We start from the raw sequence: 19,042 nt of genomic DNA on the forward strand, positions 1-19,042 counted from the left end.
GGCACCCCATGAACATTCTCGAACGCTATCACGCCATGGAGTACGGCCCGGCGCCGGAAGCCCGCAACGAGGCCGACGCCTGGCTTGCAGGACGCGACTTCTCAAAGGCGCTGTTCATCGATGGCGCCTGGAAGGCGGCGGCCAGCGGCAAGACTTTCGAGACCAGCGAGCCGTCCTCCGGCAAGCTTCTGGCCAAGATCTCGGATGCCGGCGCCGCCGACATCGATGCGGCGGTCCAGGCAGCCACCAAGGCACTGCCGAAATGGTCGGCTTCCTCGGGCTATGCCCGCGCCAAAGTGCTCTACGCCATCGGACGCGCCATGCAGCGCCACCAGCGCCTGTTCGCGGTGCTGGAATCGATCGACAACGGCAAGCCGATCCGCGAAAGCCGCGACATCGATGTGCCGCTGGCGATCCGCCATTTCATCCATCATGCCGGCTGGGCGCAGACGCTGGAGAAGGACTTTCCCGACCATAAGCCGGCCGGCGTCGTCGGCCAGGTCATCCCTTGGAATTTCCCGCTGCTGATGCTGGCCTGGAAGATCGCGCCGGCATTGGCCGCCGGCTGTACGGTGGTGCTGAAGCCGGCCGAATTCACCCCGCTCACCGCCATGTTGTTCGCCGAGATCTGCGAGCGCGGCGGCGTGCCGAAAGGCGTCGTCAACATCGTCCAGGGCGGGCCTGAGGCGGGCGCAGCCATCGTCAACCACCCCGGCGTGCAGAAGATCGCCTTCACCGGCTCGTCGGAAGTCGGCAAGATCATCCGCAAGGCGACGGCCGGGTCCGGCAAGAAACTGTCGCTGGAGCTGGGCGGCAAGTCGGCCTTCATCGTCTTCGAGGATGCCGATCTCGACAGCGCCGTCGAAGGCCTGGTCGACGGCATCTGGTTCAACCAGGGCCAGGTCTGCTGCGCCGGCTCGCGCCTCCTGGTGCAGGAAGGCATTGCCGAGGCTTTCATCGCCAAGGTCAAGGTCAGGATGAGCCGGCTGCGCGTCGGCAGCCCGCTCGACAAGAACACCGATATCGGCCCGCTGGTCGATCGCACCCAGCTCGACCGCGTCAAGGGCCTGATTGCCGAAGGCGCGAAGCAGGGCGCCGTCTGCTGGCAGCCGGACGCCGCGCTGCCGTCCTCCGGCTATTATCATTTGCCGACGCTGGCGACGTCTGTTTCGCCGGCTAACATTCTGGCGCAGGAAGAGGTGTTCGGCCCGGTGCTGGCGACGATGAGCTTCCGCAACACCGAGGAAGCGATCGAGCTCGCCAACAATACGCGCTATGGCCTTGCCGCTTCGGTATGGAGCGAGAACATCAACCTCGCGCTGCATGTCGCGCCGCAATTGAAGGCCGGCGTGGTGTGGGTCAACGGCACCAACATGTTCGACGCCGCCTGCGGCTTCGGCGGCTATCGCGAGAGCGGCTTCGGCCGTGAAGGCGGCCGTGAAGGCATGTTCGAATATCTGGCGGCAAAGCTCCCCGTCGGCCCGATTGTCAAACCGGCTGCGGCCGGCTCGGCCCAGCCGGTCGAACAGGCTGACGGCACGGCGATCGACCGCACGGCAAAACTGTTCATCGGCGGCAAGCAAGTGCGGCCCGACGGCAACTATTCTCTGGCTGTAGCGACTGCCAAGGGCAAGCTGGCCGGTGAAGTCGGCCTCGGCAACCGCAAGGACATCCGCGACGCCGTCGCCGCTGCCCGCGCCTGCAAGGCTTGGCCGGAGGCGACCGCCTATAACCGCAGCCAGGTGCTCTACTATTTCGCCGAGAACCTGTCCGGCCGCGCCGACGAGTTTGCCACGCGCCTTATCCAGCTGACCGGCGTCGGCGCTAAGGCGGCGCGCGAAGAGGTCGAGCAGTCCATCGAGCGGCTGTTCCTCTATGCCGGCCTCACCGACAAGTTCGAGGGCCGTGTCCATCAGCCGCCGGCCCGTGTTGTGACATTGGCGCTGCATGAGCCGGTCGGCGTCGTCGGCATCGTCGCGCCGGACAACCAGCCCCTGCTCAATTTCGTCTCGCTGGTCGCGCCGGCGCTGGCCATGGGCAACACCGTCGTGGCCGTCCCGTCCGAGCGGCATCCGCTTTTGGCCACCGACCTCTACCAGGTGATCGAATATTCCGACTTGCCTGCCGGCGCCATCAACATCGTCACCGGCCGTAGCGCCGAGCTCGCCGGCGTGCTGGCCAAGCATGACGATGTCGATGGGCTCTGGGTGTTCGCCGATGCCGACACCTGCGCCAAGGCGGAGGCCGATTCCATAGGCAACCTCAAGCGCGTCTGGAGCGGCAACGGCCGTACGCTCGACTGGGCGTCGGACGGGGCCGCCGGCGATGCCTTCCTGCGCCGTGCCATCGAGGTCAAGAACGTCTGGGTGCCCTACGGCGATTGATCGCTTTCATTGCGCCGGCATGCCTGAATGGTCCAGGGCAGCGGAACTTGTTGCCCGGTTGTCATACAAGCCTTGCACTCCGGCAGGCTATATGTATTAAAGCGCTGTCGCGAAGGTGACCGCGTTCGGGCTTGACGCTTGCGCGCGTGTTCTTTAACGAGAAAAAACATCTTTATCTGTGAAGCCGGCCGCACGATCCCGGCCGTCTGGCATACGACTCCGCGGTCGGCCATCGATAGGATGGGCGCACTAAAAGCAATTCCGGGAAAGTGTGAGCGGTTTTCCGCCCGGAATTGCGTTAAACAAGGAGATGGAGCAGTTCGCCGTTTCCGCGAAACGGTGAAACGCTCCAGGCAGGCGAGGAGACAAGCGTGGCGGATCTGACAGGCAAGGTGGTCGTCATCACGGCTGCGGCCCAGGGCATCGGCAAAGCAAGCGCGCTGGCTTTCGCCAGAGCGGGCGCCACCGTCCATGCGACAGACATCAACGAGCCGCTGCTTGCCGAGTTAGCCAAGACCGCCGGCGTCAAAACCCGCAAGCTCGACGTGTTGAACGACGAGGCGGTGAAGACCGCTTTCACAGAGATCGGGCGCGTCGATGTTCTGTTCAACTGCGCCGGCTTCGTCCATGCCGGCTCGATTCTCGAAATGAAGGACGAGGATCTCGACTTCGCGCTCAACCTCAACGTCCGCGCCATGATCCGCACCATCCGCGCCGTGCTGCCGGGCATGCTGGAGCGCGGCGACGGCTCGATCATCAACATGGCCTCGCTGGCAAGCTCGCAGAAGGGCGTGCCGAACCGCTTTGCCTATGGCCTGACCAAGGCCGCGGTCATCGGCCTCACCAAGGCGGTCGCCGCCGATTATGTCGCCAAGGGCATCCGCTGCAACGCCATCTGCCCGGGCACGGTCGAAAGCCCGTCGCTGCAGGACCGCATGCATGCCCAGGGCGATTATGAGGCGGCCCGCGCGGCCTTCATCGCCCGCCAGCCAATGGGCAGGCTCGGCACGCCGGAGGAGATCGCCGATCTCGCCGTCTATCTGGCCGGCGCCACCTACACGTCGGGCCAAGCGTACAATATCGACGGCGGCTGGTCGATTTGACGGAGAACTGAACAGGATTGACGGCTGAACGGGAAGACAGCACCCGATCCCCGCGTTTGGTGGATCGAAGCGTCTGAAAATCCGCTCGCCTAGCCGGCTCGAAAAGATGGCGCGCTTGCCGCCGGTGGGGCCGACGACTACGGTCCGCTGGTTTTGACGGGATTTGTGAAAACGGCCGCTGGCCGCAAGGTGGAGAAGTAAGATGAAGTTGTTGCGCTATGGCGAAGTTGGCGCCGAAAAGCCCGGCCTGCTCGATGCGGATGGGACGATCCGCGACCTTTCCGCTCATGTCGCCGATATCGCCGGCACGACGCTTCATCCGGCCTCGCTGGAGATGCTCTCGAAGCTCGATCCGAAGTCGCTGCCGGCGGTTTCCGGCAAGCCGCGCCTGGGCGCCTGCGTCGCCGGCACGGGCAAATTCATCTGCATCGGCCTCAACTATTCCGACCATGCCGCCGAGACCGGCGCCACCGTGCCGCCGGAGCCGATCATCTTCATGAAGGCAAGCTCCGCCATCGTCGGGCCAGATGACGACGTGCTGATCCCGCGCGGCTCTGAAAAGACCGACTGGGAGGTCGAGCTGGCAGTCATTATCGGCAAGACGGCGAAATATGTCTCAGAAGACGACGCGCTGGATTATGTCGCCGGCTACGCCGTCGCGCATGACGTTTCCGAGCGCGCCTTCCAGGCCGAGCGTCAGGGCCAGTGGACCAAGGGCAAGTCCTGCGACACCTTCGGTCCGACCGGCCCGTGGCTGGTAACCAAGGACGAGATCGCCGATCCGCAGAACCTGAAGATGTGGCTGACCGTCAACGGCAAGACCATGCAGAACGGCTCGACCAAGACCATGGTCTTTGGCGTGAAATATCTGGTCTCCTATCTCAGCCAGTTCATGTCGCTGCATCCCGGCGACATCATCTCCACCGGCACCCCGCCCGGCGTCGGGCTGGGCATGAAGCCGCAGGTGTTTTTGAAGGCAGGCGACGTGGTGGAGCTCGGCATCGAAGGGCTCGGCCAGCAGAAGCAGACTTTTAGGGCGGACGAGTAGCGCAGACGCCTCCTTCCCCCCTTGTGGGGGAAGGTGGCCGCGAAGCGGCCGGATGAGGGGTGTTGGAAGGATCTCGGCGCAAGCAGGATTAAGCGGCTCGGGATCCTTCAGTCCTTGAGGTCGCATTCCGCTGGAGCACCCCTCATCCGTCTCGGCGCTGCGCGCCGATCCACCTTCTCCCACAGGGGGAGAAGGGAAAGCCGGTGCTATCTCAGCACCTTCCCATCCACCCCGAACCGGTACGTCTTCGCCGCATCCGGCGTGGCATAAAGCGTCGAGCCCGGCTCGGCATTGTAGACGCCGAAGATGCGCACGGTGATCAGCCCGGCCTTCTCGCAATCGAGATAGAGGTTGGTGTCGGCGCCGAGATGCTCGGCATGCACCACCGTGCCCTTCCAGGCGCCGGACTTCGTGTCCACCGTCAGATGTTCCGGCCGCACACCGATGGTCTTGGCCGTCTCGCCCAGTCTGGCGCCGTCGATGAAGTTCATCTTCGGCGAGCCGATAAAGCCGGCGACGAACTCGTTGGCCGGCGAATTGTAGAGCTCCATCGGGCTGCCGATCTGCTCGATGCGGCCGGCATTGAGCACGACGATCTTGTCGGCCAGCGTCATCGCCTCGACCTGGTCGTGGGTGACGTAGATCATTGTCGCCTTCAGCCGCCGGTGCAGCTGCGCGATCTCCAGGCGGGTGTTGACGCGCAGCGCCGCATCGAGGTTCGACAGCGGCTCGTCGAAGAGAAAAAGCTTCGGCTCGCGCACCACGGCGCGGCCGATGGCGACGCGCTGGCGCTGCCCGCCCGACAGTTCCGCCGGACGGCGTTCAAGATAGGGTTCGAGCGACAACATGGCCGAAGCGATTTTGATGCGGCGCTCGATCTCGGCGGCCGGCGTGCCGGCCTGCTTCAGGCCCAGCGCCATGTTGTTCTTCACCGTCAGATGCGGATAGAGCGCGTAGGTCTGAAACACCATGGCGATGCCGCGCTTGGCCGGAGGCGTGACCGAGACATCGGCGCCGTCGATCAGCACGTGGCCGGAGGTCGAGTCTTCCAGCCCGGCGATGACCCGCAGCAACGTCGATTTTCCGCAGCCGGACGGGCCGACGAAGACGACGAACTCGCCGTCATTGACCTGCAGGTCGATCCCCTTCAGCACCTCAACCGGCCCGAAAGCCTTCTTCACATTCTCGATCTTCAGCGAGCCCACGGCTTCGTTCCTGTTCTAGAGTTTGACGGCGTTGCCGCTGCGCACGCTCTCGTCGGCAGCGAGGCAGACGGCGAGCGACTTCACGGCATCGTCCATGTGGCGGGTGAGGTCGATATTTTCGCGGATGGCCTTGAGCAGGAAAGCCTGCTCCAGGTCGCAGAGCTCCTGGTGGCCCGGCTCGCCCTCCATCGACAGCAACTGGTCTTCCTTGGCGAACTTGCCGTCCGGCCCGGTTGCAGCACTATGCAGCCGGATGGTCGAGGTTTTGGTGTGGGTGTCGATGTCGTCGGACTTCACGCCCTCCTTCATCACGATGGACACGCAGCCCCTGGGCGACATCACGTCCTTCACGAAGAAGGCGGTCTCCGAAATCATCGGCCCCCAGCCAGCTTCGTACCAGCCGACCGAGCCGTCATCGAACAGCACCTGCAGGTGGCCGTAATTGTACATCGACGGCGCCACCTCATCGCTGAGCCGCACCCCCATGCCGCGCACCTCGACGGGCTTCGCGTCGGTGATCTGCAGCATCACGTCGAGATAATGCACACCGCAGTCGACGATCGGCGAGGTGGTCTGCATCAGCTGCTTGTGCGTCCCCCAGGTGTGGCCGGAGGACTGCTGGTTGAGGTTCATGCGGAAAACGTACGGACCGCCGAGCTTGCGCGCCTCGGCGATCAGCCGCACCCAGGACGGGTGGTGGCGCAATATATAGCCGATCACCAGCTTCTTGCCGTTGGCCTTGGCGGCATCGACGACGCGTTGCGCATCCATCACCGTCGTTGCCAGCGGCTTTTCGACGAAGACATGGCAGCCGGCCTCCAAGGCCCGCACCGCATAGTCGGCATGGCTGTCGGAATAGGTGGCGATCGCAGCCACATCCGGCTTCTCGTCACGCAGCGCATCCTCAAAGGAGCGCCTGATGCCGTAACGCCCAAGCCCGTCCGGCAGCGGCACGTCGGAACGGTTGACGAACGCGGCGATCTCGAAGCCCGGATTGGTGTGATAGGCCAGCGCATGGCTGCGGCCCATATTGCCGAGCCCGGCGACGACGACGCGAAGAGGTTTATCGCTCACAGACTGCTCCACTTTCTCTTGAGACGGTGTCACCCCACCCGGCGCTTCGCGCCGACCTCCCCATCAAGGGGAGGTAGGGCGTCGGCGCGAACGTACCCATCGCCGAGGGAGTTGCTCCGAACTCAAACCAGCGGCTGTCGAGAATAGGGCGGCGACCTCCTACCTCCCCTCGATGGTGAGGTCGGCGCGCAGCGCCGGGCGGGGTGAAGCGCAGCCCTGTGGAGAGTTGGCTACTACGGCTCACTTCACCGCTCCCGACGTGATGCCGCGGATCAGCTGCCGCGAGAAGATGACATAGAGGATGAGCACTGGCAGGATCGCCAGCGACAGCGCCGCCAGGATCGCGTTCCAGTTGGTGACGAACTGGCCAAGGAAGAGCTGCGCGCCGAGCGTCACTGTCTTGGTCTCTTCCGACGGTGCCAGGATCAGCGGGAACCACAGATCGTTCCAGATCGGGATCATGGTGAAGACGGCGACCGTCGCCATCGCCGGCCGCACCAGCGGCAGCACCAGCCGGAAGAAGATCGTGTATTCCGACAGCCCGTCGATGCGGCCGGCATTCTTCAGGTCGTCGGACACCTGTTTCATGAATTCCGACAGGATGAAGATCGCCAGCGGCAGGCCTTGCGCGGTGTAGACCAGGATCAGCGCCGTCAGCGTGTTGACCAATCCGGTCGCCACCATCAGCTGCAGGATGGCGACAGTGCCGAGCCGGATCGGGATCATGATGCCCAGCGCCAGATAAAGCCCCATCAGCGTGTTGCCGCGGAAGCGGTATTCCGACAGCGCGAAGGCAGCCATCGCGCCGAACAAAAGCACGAAGAACAGCGAGGCGACGGTGACGACCAGGCTGTTCTGGAAATAGTGGAAGAAGTCGCCCTGGCCGAACACGGTGGTGTAGCCGATCAGGTCGAAGGTCTTCGGCGTCGGCGGTGTCAGCGGCGCGCCGAAGATGCCCGCGCGCGACTTGAACGAGTTCACGATGACCAGGATCACCGGGAACAGCGCGATCACCGTGTAGGTCAAAAGGATCGCATGCGCGCCGATGGTACGGGGGAGCGAACGGGTGGCTGTGCTCATGGCGCGCCTCAGAACTGGTAGCGACGCAGGCGCGTCTGCACGAGGAACAGGTAGACGCAGACGCCGCCCAAGATGATCAAGAACATGATCGTGGCGATCGCGGCGCCCATATTGGGGTCGCCGACCTGCAGCTGGAAGCCGAAGAAGGCGCGGTAAAGGAAGGTGCCGAGGATGTCAGTCGAATAGTTCGGCCCCGCCAGCGCGCCTTGCGCGGTGTAGATCAGGTCGAAGGCGTTGAAATTGCCGACGAAGGTCAGGATCGAGATGATGCCGATCGAAGGCAGGATCAGCGGCAGCTTGATTTTCCAGAACTGTGCCATGCCGGTGACGCCGTCGCACTCGGCCGCCTCGATCACCTCGTCGGGGATCGACAGCAGCGCGGCATAGATCAGCATCATCGGGATGCCGACGAACTGCCACACCGAGACCAGGCTGAGCGCGGTCAGCGCGTATTGCTCCTTGCCGAGCCATGCCGTGAAAAAGCTCTTCAATCCGACGAAGTCCATCAGATGCGGTGCCACGCCCCAGATCGGCGACAGGATCAGCTTCCAGGCGAAGCCGACAATGACGAAGGACAGGATCGTCGGCACGAAGATCGCGGTGCGGTAGAAGGCGGCGAAGCGCAGCCTGGGGCTGGAAAGAAGTGCGGCCAGCAGGATGCCGATCGGGTTCTGCACCAGCATGTGGATGATGAAGAACCAGACATTGTTCCTCAGCGCATTCCAGAAATTCACCGACCAGTTCGGATCGCCGAACAGCGTGCCGAAATTTCCCAGCCCGACGAAGACCTGGTGCTGCTCGATGTTGCGGAAGAGGGACAGCTGGAGGGTGCCGAACAGCGGCAGGATCATGATTGCGGTGTAGACCAGCACCGCCGGCGCCAGGAAGACGCCGACATGCCAGCGGATCGGTCTTTTCGGTCGCGTTTCTTCAGCCATGGTTTCGGTGTCCATGAGTTCGGTTCCCCGCCGTCTCTGGGTTCCAGTTCGGTGATGCTAGCTGATGCCTCGATGCACGGCCTGGCTGTCCCCTCCGGGGGTTAGACAAGGCCAGCGACAGATCGGCTCCGTCTTCCCCGCGAGATCGAGGGTAAGACCGGGAGGCGGCGCCGACAATCGCTATCTGGAACTGTTTGAATGCCGGCCGGGCGCGCGCCCGGCCGGCATCCCAACAATGCTGTTACTTCGCCGGCTTGTACCAGCTGTCGAGACCGGTCTGCAGCTTCTTGGCTGCGGCCTCCGGCGTGTCGGTGCCGTTGATCACGTTGGCCGATTCAACCCAGGTCTCATTCTCGAGGTTCGGCGTGCCGCGCGACAGGATCTGGTAGGTCGAGCGGATCGTCGACTTGCACTTGCCGCGCCAGGAGACGAATTCCTGCGCCAGCGGGTCCGCCATCTTCACCGGCGTGCTGTTCAGGCTGAAGAAGCCCGGCAGCGCGTTGGCATAGATGGTGGCGAAGTCCGGCGAAGCGACCCACGACAGGAACTTCTTGGCCTCTTCAGGATGCTTCGAAGCCGCGTTCAGGCCCATGCCGATATCGGTATGGTCGGAGATGTAGCAGGTGTCGCCGGCCTTCTGCACCGGCGGCGGGAAGGCACCCATCTTGAACTGCGCCTGGGTGTTGAACAGGCCGATTTCCCACGAGCCGGCCGGGTAGATGGCGGCGCGGCCGAGCGTGAACAGGTTCTGGCTGTCCGGATAGGTCTGCGCCTCGAAGCCGTCGCCGAGATAGGGCTTCCACTTGGCCAGTTCCTTGAAAGGCGCGACCCATTGCGGATCGGTCAGCTTTTGCTCGCCCTTGATCAGCGCCTGGCGGCCTTCCTCGCCCTTCCAGTAGTTCGGGCCGATGTTCTGGTAGCCCATGGTCGCGGCTTCCCAGAGGTCCTTGGTGCCCATCGCCATCGGGATGTAGGTGCCGTCGGCCTTGATCTTGTCGAGCACAGCGTAGAACTCTTCGTTCGTGGTCGGCACTTTGAGGCCGAGCTTGTCGAAGGCGTCCTTGTTGTAGATGAAGCCGTGGATGACCGAGGCCATCGGCACGCAGAAGCTCGACTTGCCGTCGTCGGTCTGCCAGGCGGCCTTGGCGACCGGCGAGAAGTTGTCCATGCCGGGCAGCGAGCTGATGTCGGCAAGGTTGCCCTTCTTGAACAGCTCGAGCGACTTGTCGAAGGGGCGGCAGGTGATCAGGTCACCGGCCGAGCCGGCGGCGAGCTTGGCGCCAAGCGCCGCGTCATACTCGGTCGGAGCCGAAGGCGCGAACACCACCTTGATGCCGGGGTTCTTGGCTTCGAAGGCCGGGATCAGCTTGTCCTTCCAGATGGTCAGGTCGTCGCCGCGCCAGCTTTCGATGTTGAGCGTCACGTCCTCGGCCAGCGCGATTCCCGTGGTGCCGATGATGCTGGTGCCGAGCAGAAGGGCCGTCAGTAGTTTGGTCTTCATCTTCAGTCTCCCTGTTGACCTTTTTCAGGTTCGGTTTTGATGAGAACAGAGGCTCAGCGCCCCTTGCTCCCCTCGCAAGCCCGTTTCACCCCGATGGAAATCGGGATGAAATAGGCCCTACTTCCTTGTTCGGGCATGATCTTTTCCGAAAAGCGGATTCCACTTTTCGGGATCATGCCCCAGCGCGGAAAGCGCCGGCCGAAGTTTTTGGCCGGTTCCTTCCAGTATCTTCTCGGCCGCGTTGGCGCTGGCGGCGCCTGCGGCGAGCAGAATGGCTGTTTTAACAACACCGCCGCTCTCCTCGAGCAGTCGGGCGGCATCGTCGCGGTTCTTGCCGCTGATGGCGGCGACCATGCGCACGGCACGGTCGCGCAGCTTGATGTTGTCGGCAGAGAGGTTGACCATGTAGCCGTCATGGACATGGCCGAGATGGATGGCGGCAAGCGTCGACAGCATGTTGAGCGCGATCTTCTGCGCGGTGCCCGCGCCCATGCGCGTCGAGCCGGCGATCAGCTCCGGCGGCGTTTCAAGCAGGATGGCCACATCGGCTTGTTTGAACAGCGCGGCGCCCCGGTTGTTGGCAATGGCGATGGTCGCGGCGCCCCGGCTGCGCGCGTCTTCGAGCGCCCGAACGGCGTAAGGCGTGGACCCGCTGGCGGAGATGGCGATCAGGCAGTCGCCCGCGCCGATAGCGGCCGCAGCGACAGCCCCCGACGCTTCCTCGGTGTCGTCCTCCGGTCCGCCGGCCAGCGTGCGGAAGGCCTCGTCGCCGCCGGCGATCAGGATGGCGATGCGATCACGCGCAATGCCGAACGTGCCGGGCAGTTCCAGCGCATCGGCCACCGCCATCAGTCCGGAGCTGCCGGCGGCCGCGTAGGCGAGCTTGCCGCCATTCTTCAGTTGTTTGGCTATGAGTTCGGCCGCTGCGGCAATTGCCGGAATGGCGCCGTGCACGGCCTTGCTGGCCTCGATCTGGGCATTGGCCAGGAACGCCAGAATGGTTTCCGGGGCCTGGACATCCAGCCCCTCGGCATTCTGGTGGAGCGCTTCGGTGCGCGTCTCAGCCATCCATTTTCCTCCAACTGAACGAACAATACCAAAAAAATACCACTTGTCCACACGCATTAACGAATTTTGGAGGGTTGAACTCGCTTGCCGGCAAATTAGCTTGGGTTTTCAATAAAATACGCCTTAATCTTTTTGAAACCGAAATTAACTCTTGGCTATTGGTATTTTATTGGTATTATCCGGGCGGAGGAGAAAATCGCGTGGAATTTGTGCTTGGCATCGATGGCGGCGGCACCAGTTGCAGGGCGGCCCTTGCGACCGTCGACGGCGTTGTCGTCGGCCGCGCCAAGAGCGGTGCCGCCAACATCCGCACCGATCTGACCGGCGCCCGCGCCAACATCGTCGAGGCGGCCAGGCAGGCTTTCCTCGCAGCCGGCGCGGATCCGGAGCTGATCCCGAACACGCCTGCCATTCTCGGCCTCGCCGGCGCCAATGTCGGCACTTACCGGCAGCAGCTCGAGGCAATCCTGCCCTTCAGCCAAAGCCGCGTCGAAACCGATGCCGAGATCGCGCTCGAGGGCGCGGTCGGGCCTCGTGACGGCGCCATGGCCATTTTGGGCACCGGCACCGCCTATATGGCGCGCAAGGGCGGAAAATCGCGCGCCATCGGCGGCTGGGGTTTCCAGGTCGGCGACCAGGGCAGCGGCGCGCGCATCGGCCGTGACCTGCTGGAGCAGACGCTGCTCGCCTATGATGGCATCCGTCCGGGCTCGCCGCTGACCGACGCCATGCTCGCCGTCTTCCGCAACAATCCAGAAGACGTGGTCGAATTCACCACCAACGCCAAGCCCGGCGATTTTGGCGGCTTCGCGCCAAAAGTCTTCGAGCATGCTGAAAAGGGCGATCTCGTCGCCAACTGGATTCTCGCCACGGCGGTGGCCGATGTCGAGGCCTCGCTCGGCGCGCTCGATCTTTCCGATGACGCTCCGCTTTGCCTGCTCGGCGGGCTGGCGCCGCTTTACGCGCCGCGCCTGTCGGCGCGCTATCAGGCGCAGCTCAAGGCTCCGCTCGACGATGCGCTCGGCGGCGCCGTACAGATGGCCGTGCGCGTCTTCACCAAGAGTTCGGAGGCGCCGCGATGAGCGCCGCCGACCAGATCTTCGCCATGCTGAAAGAATCCTCGCAGAGCGGCGCGCCGCTTTATCTGCAGCTGCGGAAAAGCATCGAGGAAGCGGTCAATCGCGGCCTGATCGGTCCCGGCGACGCGCTGCCGTCCGAGCGCGACATCGCCAGCAAGGCCGACATCTCGCGCGTCACCGTGCGCAAGGCGGTGCAGGACCTGGTCAAGGGCGGCATCCTGGTCCAGCGTCATGGCTCCGGGACCTTCGTCGCGCAGCGCATGGAGCGCGTCGAGCAGTCGCTGTCGCGGCTCACCTCCTTCACCGAGGACATGGCGCGCCGCGGCATGAGCGTGCGCTCGGTCTGGCTCGACCGCGGGCTTTATGCGCCCTCGCCGGAGGAGATGATGGTGTTGGGCCTGTCCTCGACCGAACTGGTGGCGCGCGTCGCGCGCCTGCGCATCGCGAACGACACGCCGCTGGCGATCGAGCGCGCGGCTCTGTCGGCCAGTGTGCTGCCTGACCCCGAAGCGATAGGCTCCTCGCTTTATGCGGCGCTGGGCACGACCGGCAATCGCCCGGTACGCGCCGTGCAGCGCATCTCCGCCACCAATCTGGGCGACGCCGATGCGCGCCTCCTGGAAGTGCCCTCGGGGGTTGCCGGTCTGCAGATCGAGCGCATTTCTTATCTGGCGAGCGGCAAGGTGATCGAGTTCACCCGCTCGGTCTACAGGGGCGACGCCTATGATTTCGTCGCGGAACTCCGGCTGACCGGGCCGGGAGAGGAGATCCGGCCATGATCGCCAACACCACCCATATGCGGCGCGAGATCGATGAGATCCCGGAAGCCGCCGCCCGTCTTCTCGATGGCTCGGCTTCGGTTCTGGCCGAGGCCGGTCGTGGCCTGCGCGAGCGTGATCCGCATTTCGTCGTCACCGTGGCGCGCGGCTCGTCCGACCATGCCGCCACCTTCATGAAATATGCCGTCGAGCTGACGGCGGGGCTTGCGGTCGCCTCCGTTGGGCCCTCCATCGCGTCCATTTACGGCGCCAAGCTCAGGCTGCGCGGCTCTGCCTGCCTGGCGATCTCGCAGTCGGGCAAGAGCCCCGACATCGTCGCCATGGCCGAAACGGCGCGAGCCGGCGGCGCGCTCACCGTCGCCATCACCAACACGGCCGACTCTCCGCTGGCGAGGGCTTCCGATTACGCCATCGATATCCTCGCGGGGCCGGAACGCTCCGTCGCTGCCACCAAGACTTTCGTCAATTCGGCCGTCGCCGGCCTTGCGTTGATGGCGCACGCCACCGACGACCAGCCGTTGCTCAAGGCGCTCGCCGGCTTGCCCGGCCATTTCGAGAAGGCGATCGCCTGCGACTGGATGGCGCTCGCCGGTGCTTTGGAAAGCCCGCAATCGCTGTTCATCCTCGGCCGCGGCCCGTCCTTCGCGATCGCCAGCGAAGCGGCGCTGAAATTCAAGGAAACCTGTGCCATGCATGCCGAAGCCTATAGCGCCGCGGAGGTCATGCATGGCCCGCTGGCGCTGGTCGGCCCGGATTTCCCGGTTCTGGCGCTTGCCGCGCGCGATGCCTCCGAACCTTCGATCGCGGAGGCCGCCGACGGCCTGACGGCCAAAGGCGCCGCCGCCTTCATCACTTCCGACAAGGCGAAGGCCGCCAGGCTTCTGCCGCATGTCGCCACCGGCCATCCACTGACCGATCCCCTGCCGCTGATCGTGTCCTTCTACGGCTTCGTCGAGGCGTTCGCCCGCCATCGCGGCCTCGACCCCGATACGCCGCGCAATTTGCGCAAGGTGACGGAAACCGTATGAGCGACCGTTTCGCACTCACCGGCGCCCGTATCTTCGACGGCGCCGACTGGCACGACAACGCCGCCCTCGTCGTCAAGGACGACCTGGTCGAGGCCATCCTGCCTGCCGGGGCAATCCCGTCAGGCGTGACGGCGGTCGAGACCGGCGGCGGCCTGCTGGTACCCGGTTTCGTCGACATCCAGGTCAATGGCGGCGGCGGCGTCATGCTCAACGACCATCCCGATGTCGCCTCGATCGAAGCCATCTGCCGCGCGCACGCGCCCTTCGGCACCACGGCGCTGCTGGTGACGCTGATCACCGACACGCCGGCGATCACCGCGGCCGCCGTTGCCGCCGGCGCCGAGGCGGCCCGGGAAAAGGTGCCGGGTTTCCTCGGCCTGCATCTGGAGGGGCCGCATCTCTCGATCGCCCGCAAGGGCGCGCATGATCCGGCGTTGATCCGGCCGATGACCGATGCCGATCAGGCGGCGCTGATCGCGGCGCGCAGACAGCTCCCCGCGCTGCTCACCACCATCGCGCCGGAATCGGTCCAGCCCGGTCGCGTCACGGCGCTCGCCAAGGCCGGCGTCGTCGTCAGCCTCGGCCATTCCGATACCGATTATGCGACGGCCAGCGCCTTCGCCGGGGCCGGCGCCACGGTGGTCACGCACCTTTTCAACGCCATGAGCCAGATCGGCAACCGCGAGCCGGGTCTGGCGGGCGCTGCGATCGACACCGGCGGCTTGTACGCCGGCATCATCGCCGATGGCATCCATGTCCATCCGGCAACGATGATGCTTGCGCTGCGCGGCAAGCAGGGGCCGGGCAAGATCGTTCTCGTCACCGACGCCATGGCGACGATCGGCACCGACATGACATCCTTCACGCTGAATGGCCGCACCATCTATCGCAAGGACGGCAGCCTCAGGCTTGCCGACGGCACACTGGCCGGCGCCGACCTCGACATGATTTCGGCCGTGCGCTACGTCCATCGCGTCGTCGGGCTGGAGCTCGACGAGGCCCTGCGCATGGCTTCGCTTTATCCGGCCGAAGCGATCGGCCAGGCGCACCGCCTCGGCCGCTTCGCCAACGGGACAGCTGCCGACATCGTTGGGCTGTCGGAGGGGCTGGATGTGAAGAACGTCTGGATCGGCGGCGAGAAGGTGTTTGCCAGCTGAGATTTCAGTGCCGCAGCAGTGGAGAAGCTTTTGAGACGCTGGCGGGACAGCACCCCCCTCTGTCCTGCCGGACATCTCCCCCGCAAGAGGGGAGATTGGCAGCTTCCGCGCCTTGCTCAATCCTGCGACGTCGGTGATTGGCGAAAGCCGCGGTGACGTCGATCTCCCCCCTTGCGGGGGAGATGGCCGGCAGGCCAGAGGGGGGTGCGAAGGATCGCAACCGATCCACCGGTGCATCGCCTTCGCCGCCGAGAAGCCATCCAGCGTCAGCCGGCTCCGGCGTAGATGTCCTTATACGTCTCGCGCAGCACGTTCTTCTGCACCTTGCCCATCGTGTTGCGCGGCAGTTCCTCGACGAAGATCACCTGCTTCGGATGCTTGTATTTCGCCAGCCGTCCGGCAATGGCGGCAGCAATGTCGACCGCTTGAATCGACGACCCCGGCTTGCGCACCACCACGGCCGTGACGCCTTCGCCGAAATCCGGATGCGCGATGCCGATCACCGCGCTTTCGGCCACGCCGTCGAGCGCGTCGATCTCGCTCTCGATCTCCTTCGGATAGACATTGTAGCCGCCCGAGATGATCAGGTCCTTGCCGCGTCCGACGATGTGGACATAGCCGTCAGTGTCGACCAGCCCGAGGTCGCCGGTGATGAAGAAGCCGTCATCGCGGAATTCGGCCTTGGTCTTCTCAGGCATGCGCCAATAGCCGGCAAAGACGTTCGGGCCCTTGACCTCGATCATGCCGATCTCGCCCTGGGGCAGCGGCTTAGCCGTCTCGGGATCGGTGATGCGCAGCGAGACGCCGGGCAGGGGGAAGCCGACCGTGCCGGCGCGCCGCTCGCCGTCATAGGGGTTCGACGTGTTCATGTTGGTCTCGGTCATGCCGTAGCGCTCGAGGATGGCGTGGCCGGCGCGCTCGCGCCAGGCCTTGTGCGTCTCGGCGAGCAGCGGCGCCGAGCCTGAGATGAAGAGCCGAATGGTCTTCGCCGCCTCGCGCGTCAGGCCGTCCTGCTGCAACAGTCGGACATAGAAGGTCGGAACGCCCATCAAGGCCGTTGCGCGCGGCATCAGCGACAGGATGCGCGCGGGATAGAATTTCTGCTCGAAGAACATCTTCGCGCCGGCCATCAGGATGACGTTGGTGGCGACGAACAGGCCGTGCGTATGGAAGATCGGCAGCGCGTGGATCAGCACGTCGTCGGCGCCGAAGCGCCATTGCTCGACCAGCACGCGGGCGTTCGAGGCGAGGTTCTCGTGGCTGAGCATCGCGCCCTTGGAGCGGCCGGTCGTGCCGGAGGTGTAGAGGATGGCGGCGAGATCGTCCGGCCCACGCGCGACGTCGCTGAACTCCGTCGCCTGCCGCGAAGCCTGGCTGGCCAGCGTTCCCTGGCCGTCGCGGCCGAGCGTGAGCACAGTGGCGCCGATCGACGCTGCAAGCGGCTCGATGCCGGACAGGCGGTCCGGATCGCACACGATCAGCCTCGGCTCGGCGTCGCGGAAGAAATAGTCGAGTTCCGGCAGCGTGTAGGCGGTGTTGAGCGGCAGGAAGACCGCGCCCGCGCGCAGGGACGCTAGATAAAGCAGCGCCGCCTCCGGGCTCTTCTCGACCTGGACCGCGACGCGGTCGCCAGGTTCGACGCCGGCCTGCGCTAGCGCATGCGCCAGCTGCGCCGACCTCGCCAGCATGTCCCCATAGGTGATCGAACGGCCGTCATCCGTCTCCATCAGCAGCCGCTCAGGCGCCGGCATGCGGGAACGGAAGGCGTCGAACAGATGATTGGTCATGAAGCGTCCTCAGGGCGCGCCGAAGCCGAATGGCACATGCGTTGCGCTCGCCTGAGCGAATACCAGATTTGGCGGCCGGAGCAAAAACCGCGGCGCGGTTTTCAGTCGCTATCTGCGGCGTGCCTTGGCAAGGCCGGCCTTCGGGTCATAACCCTGGGCGAAGCGTTCCATGCACATCGCCGCGGTGAGGCGGTAATGATTGAGAAGCGCTTCGACAGCGCCGTCGGCGTCCCCGTCCAGCATGCGCTCGGCAATGATGCGGTGCTCGCCGATTTCATCGCGCCCTGTGCCCGGAGCATTTTGCGAGATCAGGCGGTAGCGCGACGCCTGGTCGGAAAGCTGATCGCAGAAGCCGATAAGCCAGTGCGACCCGCACGCCGCGATCAGCGCCCGGTGGAAGGCGCGGTGCAGCTTCTCCCATTCCGGATTGTTGGTTGTCGGGTCTTCGGGCAGGCGCCGCTCGGCGCGCGCCAGGCGGTGCAGGGCCAGCACCAGCTGTTCCTCCCATTCGGCGGTGCGATGGGCAATCGATTCGCGTAGCGCCCGCTCCTCGAGCCAGCAGCGCGTCCGTGTCAACTCCTCCAGTTCCGTGGCGCTGACCGGCATGAGGAAGAAGCCGCGCTGGTCGTGCCGCCCGAGCAGGCCTTCGGCGGCGAGGCGGTTGAGCGCCTCGCGCACCGGCGACGCGCCCGCGCCATAACGCGAGACCACCCATTCGACGCGCAGCTTGCTCTCGGCCTCCAGGGCGCCGCGCAAAAGGTCGTCGCGGAGTTGTTGGTAGACCGAGCTGGCCAGGGTGCTCTTTGCACCCTTGCCTTCGCCCGGTAAGGCGATTCCGTTTGTCAATCGAGCTCCCATTGCTTGCCTCTGCTTAGTCAGGGCCCCTCGGCGAAGCAATCTCCCGTACATGTATCATACAGCCGGGCAATGGCGCCTCAAAGCGGAAGATGACGATATTCGACTTTAAGGCAAGGCGGACGGTCTATTGATTGGATCAAGTAGAATCTCGACAAAAAAGCTGATATTTCCCGCGCCGCTTCATATATTGAACAGTCGTTCAATCGCTGCCGCGATTGTGCAACTCCCGCGAGAAGTGGGGACAGTTATGCGTTTAACTGGCGGCCCTGTCGGCGGCCGTTCGAATTGCTTCAATGTTGGCTCTATAGGCTTCGACGCTGCCGCCCTTGAAGACGGCGGCGCCCGCCACCAGCACGCTGGCGCCGGCCGCGGTCACCAGCGGCGCCGTTTCCGCCGAGACGCCGCCGTCGATCTCGATGCGGATCGGCCGGTGGCCGATGAGCGCCTTCACCCGCCTCACCTTGTCGACGATAGCCGGGATGAAGGCCTGCCCGCCGAAACCCGGATTGACGGTCATGATCAGGATCAGGTCGAGCCGGTCGAGCACATATTCGATCGCCGTTTCCGGCGTCGCCGGATTGAGCGCGACGCCGGCCTTCTTGCCGAGGCCTTTGATGGTCTGCAGCGAGCGGTCGAGATGCGGCCCGGCTTCGGCATGCACCGTCATGCCGTCGCAGCCGGCTTCGGCGAAGGCAGCCAGGTAAGGGTCGGCCGGCGAAATCATCAGGTGGCAGTCGAAGAAGGCCTTGGTGCGGTTGCGGATCGACTTGATCACCGGCGGGCCGAAAGTGATATTGGGCACGAAATGGCCATCCATCACATCGAGATGGATCCAGTCGGCGCCGGCCGCCGCGACTGCCTCGACCTCATCGCCCAGCTTCGAAAAATCAGATGCCAGCACCGATGGCGCGATCAGGGTTTTTTTCGTCATGGGTAGGCTCGCCTTTTTCTCA

General features: G+C 64.7%; 16 protein-coding genes. 7 read left to right on the forward strand and 9 right to left on the reverse strand.

Annotated elements, in window-relative coordinates; translation table 11 throughout:
• The first annotated feature begins 8 nt into the window (after window positions 1–8).
• The 3 genes from EN869_RS11615 (at window position 9) to EN869_RS11625 (ending at window position 4,535) form a co-directional block, all read left to right on the forward strand.
• The gene (locus EN869_RS11615; RefSeq protein ID WP_127226639.1) at window positions 9–2,384 is read left to right on the forward strand and encodes an aldehyde dehydrogenase family protein; all 2,376 of its coding nucleotides are present in this window, start codon (window positions 9–11) and stop codon (window positions 2,382–2,384) included.
• Between the two features lie 371 nt (window positions 2,385–2,755).
• Window positions 2,756–3,487: an SDR family oxidoreductase gene (locus tag EN869_RS11620; RefSeq protein WP_127226638.1), complete on the forward strand. Its 732-nt coding sequence runs from the start codon at window positions 2,756–2,758 to the stop codon at window positions 3,485–3,487.
• A 202-nt stretch (window positions 3,488–3,689) separates the two neighbouring features.
• Window positions 3,690–4,535, forward strand: coding sequence for a fumarylacetoacetate hydrolase family protein (locus EN869_RS11625; protein WP_127226637.1), 846 nt, complete (start codon window positions 3,690–3,692; stop codon window positions 4,533–4,535).
• Between the two features lie 206 nt (window positions 4,536–4,741).
• On the opposite strand, the gene EN869_RS11630 is transcribed toward EN869_RS11625, so the two are convergent.
• The 6 genes from EN869_RS11630 to EN869_RS11655 all read right to left on the reverse strand — a co-directional run bounded on the left by EN869_RS11630 (window position 4,742) and on the right by EN869_RS11655 (window position 11,401).
• The gene (locus EN869_RS11630) at window positions 4,742–5,740 is read right to left on the reverse strand and encodes an ABC transporter ATP-binding protein (RefSeq protein WP_127226636.1); all 999 of its coding nucleotides are present in this window, start codon (window positions 5,738–5,740) and stop codon (window positions 4,742–4,744) included.
• Between the two features lie 15 nt (window positions 5,741–5,755).
• Window positions 5,756–6,814, reverse strand: coding sequence for a Gfo/Idh/MocA family oxidoreductase (locus tag EN869_RS11635; protein ID WP_127226635.1), 1,059 nt, complete (start codon window positions 6,812–6,814; stop codon window positions 5,756–5,758).
• Between the two features lie 240 nt (window positions 6,815–7,054).
• Window positions 7,055–7,894, reverse strand: a complete 840-nt coding sequence (locus tag EN869_RS11640) for a carbohydrate ABC transporter permease (protein WP_127226634.1) — start codon at window positions 7,892–7,894, stop codon at window positions 7,055–7,057.
• 8 nt (window positions 7,895–7,902) lie between these two features.
• On the reverse strand, window positions 7,903–8,832 hold the full coding sequence (locus EN869_RS11645; protein WP_127226893.1) for a sugar ABC transporter permease: 930 nt from the start codon (window positions 8,830–8,832) through the stop codon (window positions 7,903–7,905).
• A gap of 241 nt (window positions 8,833–9,073) precedes the next feature.
• A complete protein-coding gene (locus EN869_RS11650) occupies window positions 9,074–10,333 on the reverse strand; it encodes an ABC transporter substrate-binding protein (RefSeq protein WP_127226633.1) in 1,260 nt (419 codons plus the stop codon).
• 117 nt (window positions 10,334–10,450) lie between these two features.
• Window positions 10,451–11,401: an N-acetylmuramic acid 6-phosphate etherase gene (locus tag EN869_RS11655; protein WP_127226632.1), complete on the reverse strand. Its 951-nt coding sequence runs from the start codon at window positions 11,399–11,401 to the stop codon at window positions 10,451–10,453.
• Window positions 11,402–11,601: 200 nt separating this feature from the next.
• On the opposite strand from EN869_RS11655, the gene EN869_RS11660 reads away from it, so the two are divergent.
• Genes EN869_RS11660 through nagA form a run of 4 tightly spaced genes read left to right on the forward strand, consistent with a single transcriptional unit; the run spans window position 11,602 to window position 15,444 of the window.
• A complete protein-coding gene (locus EN869_RS11660) occupies window positions 11,602–12,483 on the forward strand; it encodes an N-acetylglucosamine kinase (protein WP_127226631.1) in 882 nt (293 codons plus the stop codon).
• Window positions 12,480–13,259 (forward strand): GntR family transcriptional regulator, encoded by a 780-nt coding sequence (locus tag EN869_RS11665; protein ID WP_127226630.1) that lies wholly within the window; start codon window positions 12,480–12,482, stop codon window positions 13,257–13,259. Before EN869_RS11660 ends, EN869_RS11665 begins: the two co-directional genes overlap by 4 nt.
• Window positions 13,256–14,287 carry an SIS domain-containing protein gene (locus tag EN869_RS11670; RefSeq protein ID WP_127226629.1) on the forward strand — a complete coding sequence of 344 codons (1,032 nt, stop codon included), beginning with the start codon at window positions 13,256–13,258 and terminating at the stop codon, window positions 14,285–14,287. Before EN869_RS11665 ends, EN869_RS11670 begins: the two co-directional genes overlap by 4 nt.
• Entirely contained in the window at window positions 14,284–15,444 is a 1,161-nt protein-coding gene (nagA, locus tag EN869_RS11675; protein ID WP_127226628.1) for an N-acetylglucosamine-6-phosphate deacetylase, read from the forward strand. The genes EN869_RS11670 and nagA overlap by 4 nt, the downstream gene beginning before the upstream one ends.
• A gap of 266 nt (window positions 15,445–15,710) precedes the next feature.
• Here nagA and EN869_RS11685 read toward each other — a convergent pair whose 3' ends face one another.
• The 3 genes from EN869_RS11685 to rpe form a co-directional block, all read right to left on the reverse strand.
• Entirely contained in the window at window positions 15,711–17,231 is a 1,521-nt protein-coding gene (locus EN869_RS11685) for a malonyl-CoA synthase (RefSeq protein ID WP_127226627.1), read from the reverse strand.
• A 108-nt stretch (window positions 17,232–17,339) separates the two neighbouring features.
• Complete coding sequence (locus tag EN869_RS11690) at window positions 17,340–18,077, reverse strand: GntR family transcriptional regulator (protein WP_167498604.1); 738 nt, start codon at window positions 18,075–18,077, stop codon at window positions 17,340–17,342.
• A gap of 265 nt (window positions 18,078–18,342) precedes the next feature.
• Window positions 18,343–19,020: a ribulose-phosphate 3-epimerase gene (gene rpe / locus EN869_RS11695; protein ID WP_127226626.1), complete on the reverse strand. Its 678-nt coding sequence runs from the start codon at window positions 19,018–19,020 to the stop codon at window positions 18,343–18,345.
• Window positions 19,021–19,042: the final 22 nt, after the last annotated feature.

Source organism: Mesorhizobium sp. M2D.F.Ca.ET.226.01.1.1 (assembly GCF_004022705.2).
Classification (GTDB): Bacteria; Pseudomonadota; Alphaproteobacteria; order Rhizobiales; family Rhizobiaceae; genus Mesorhizobium.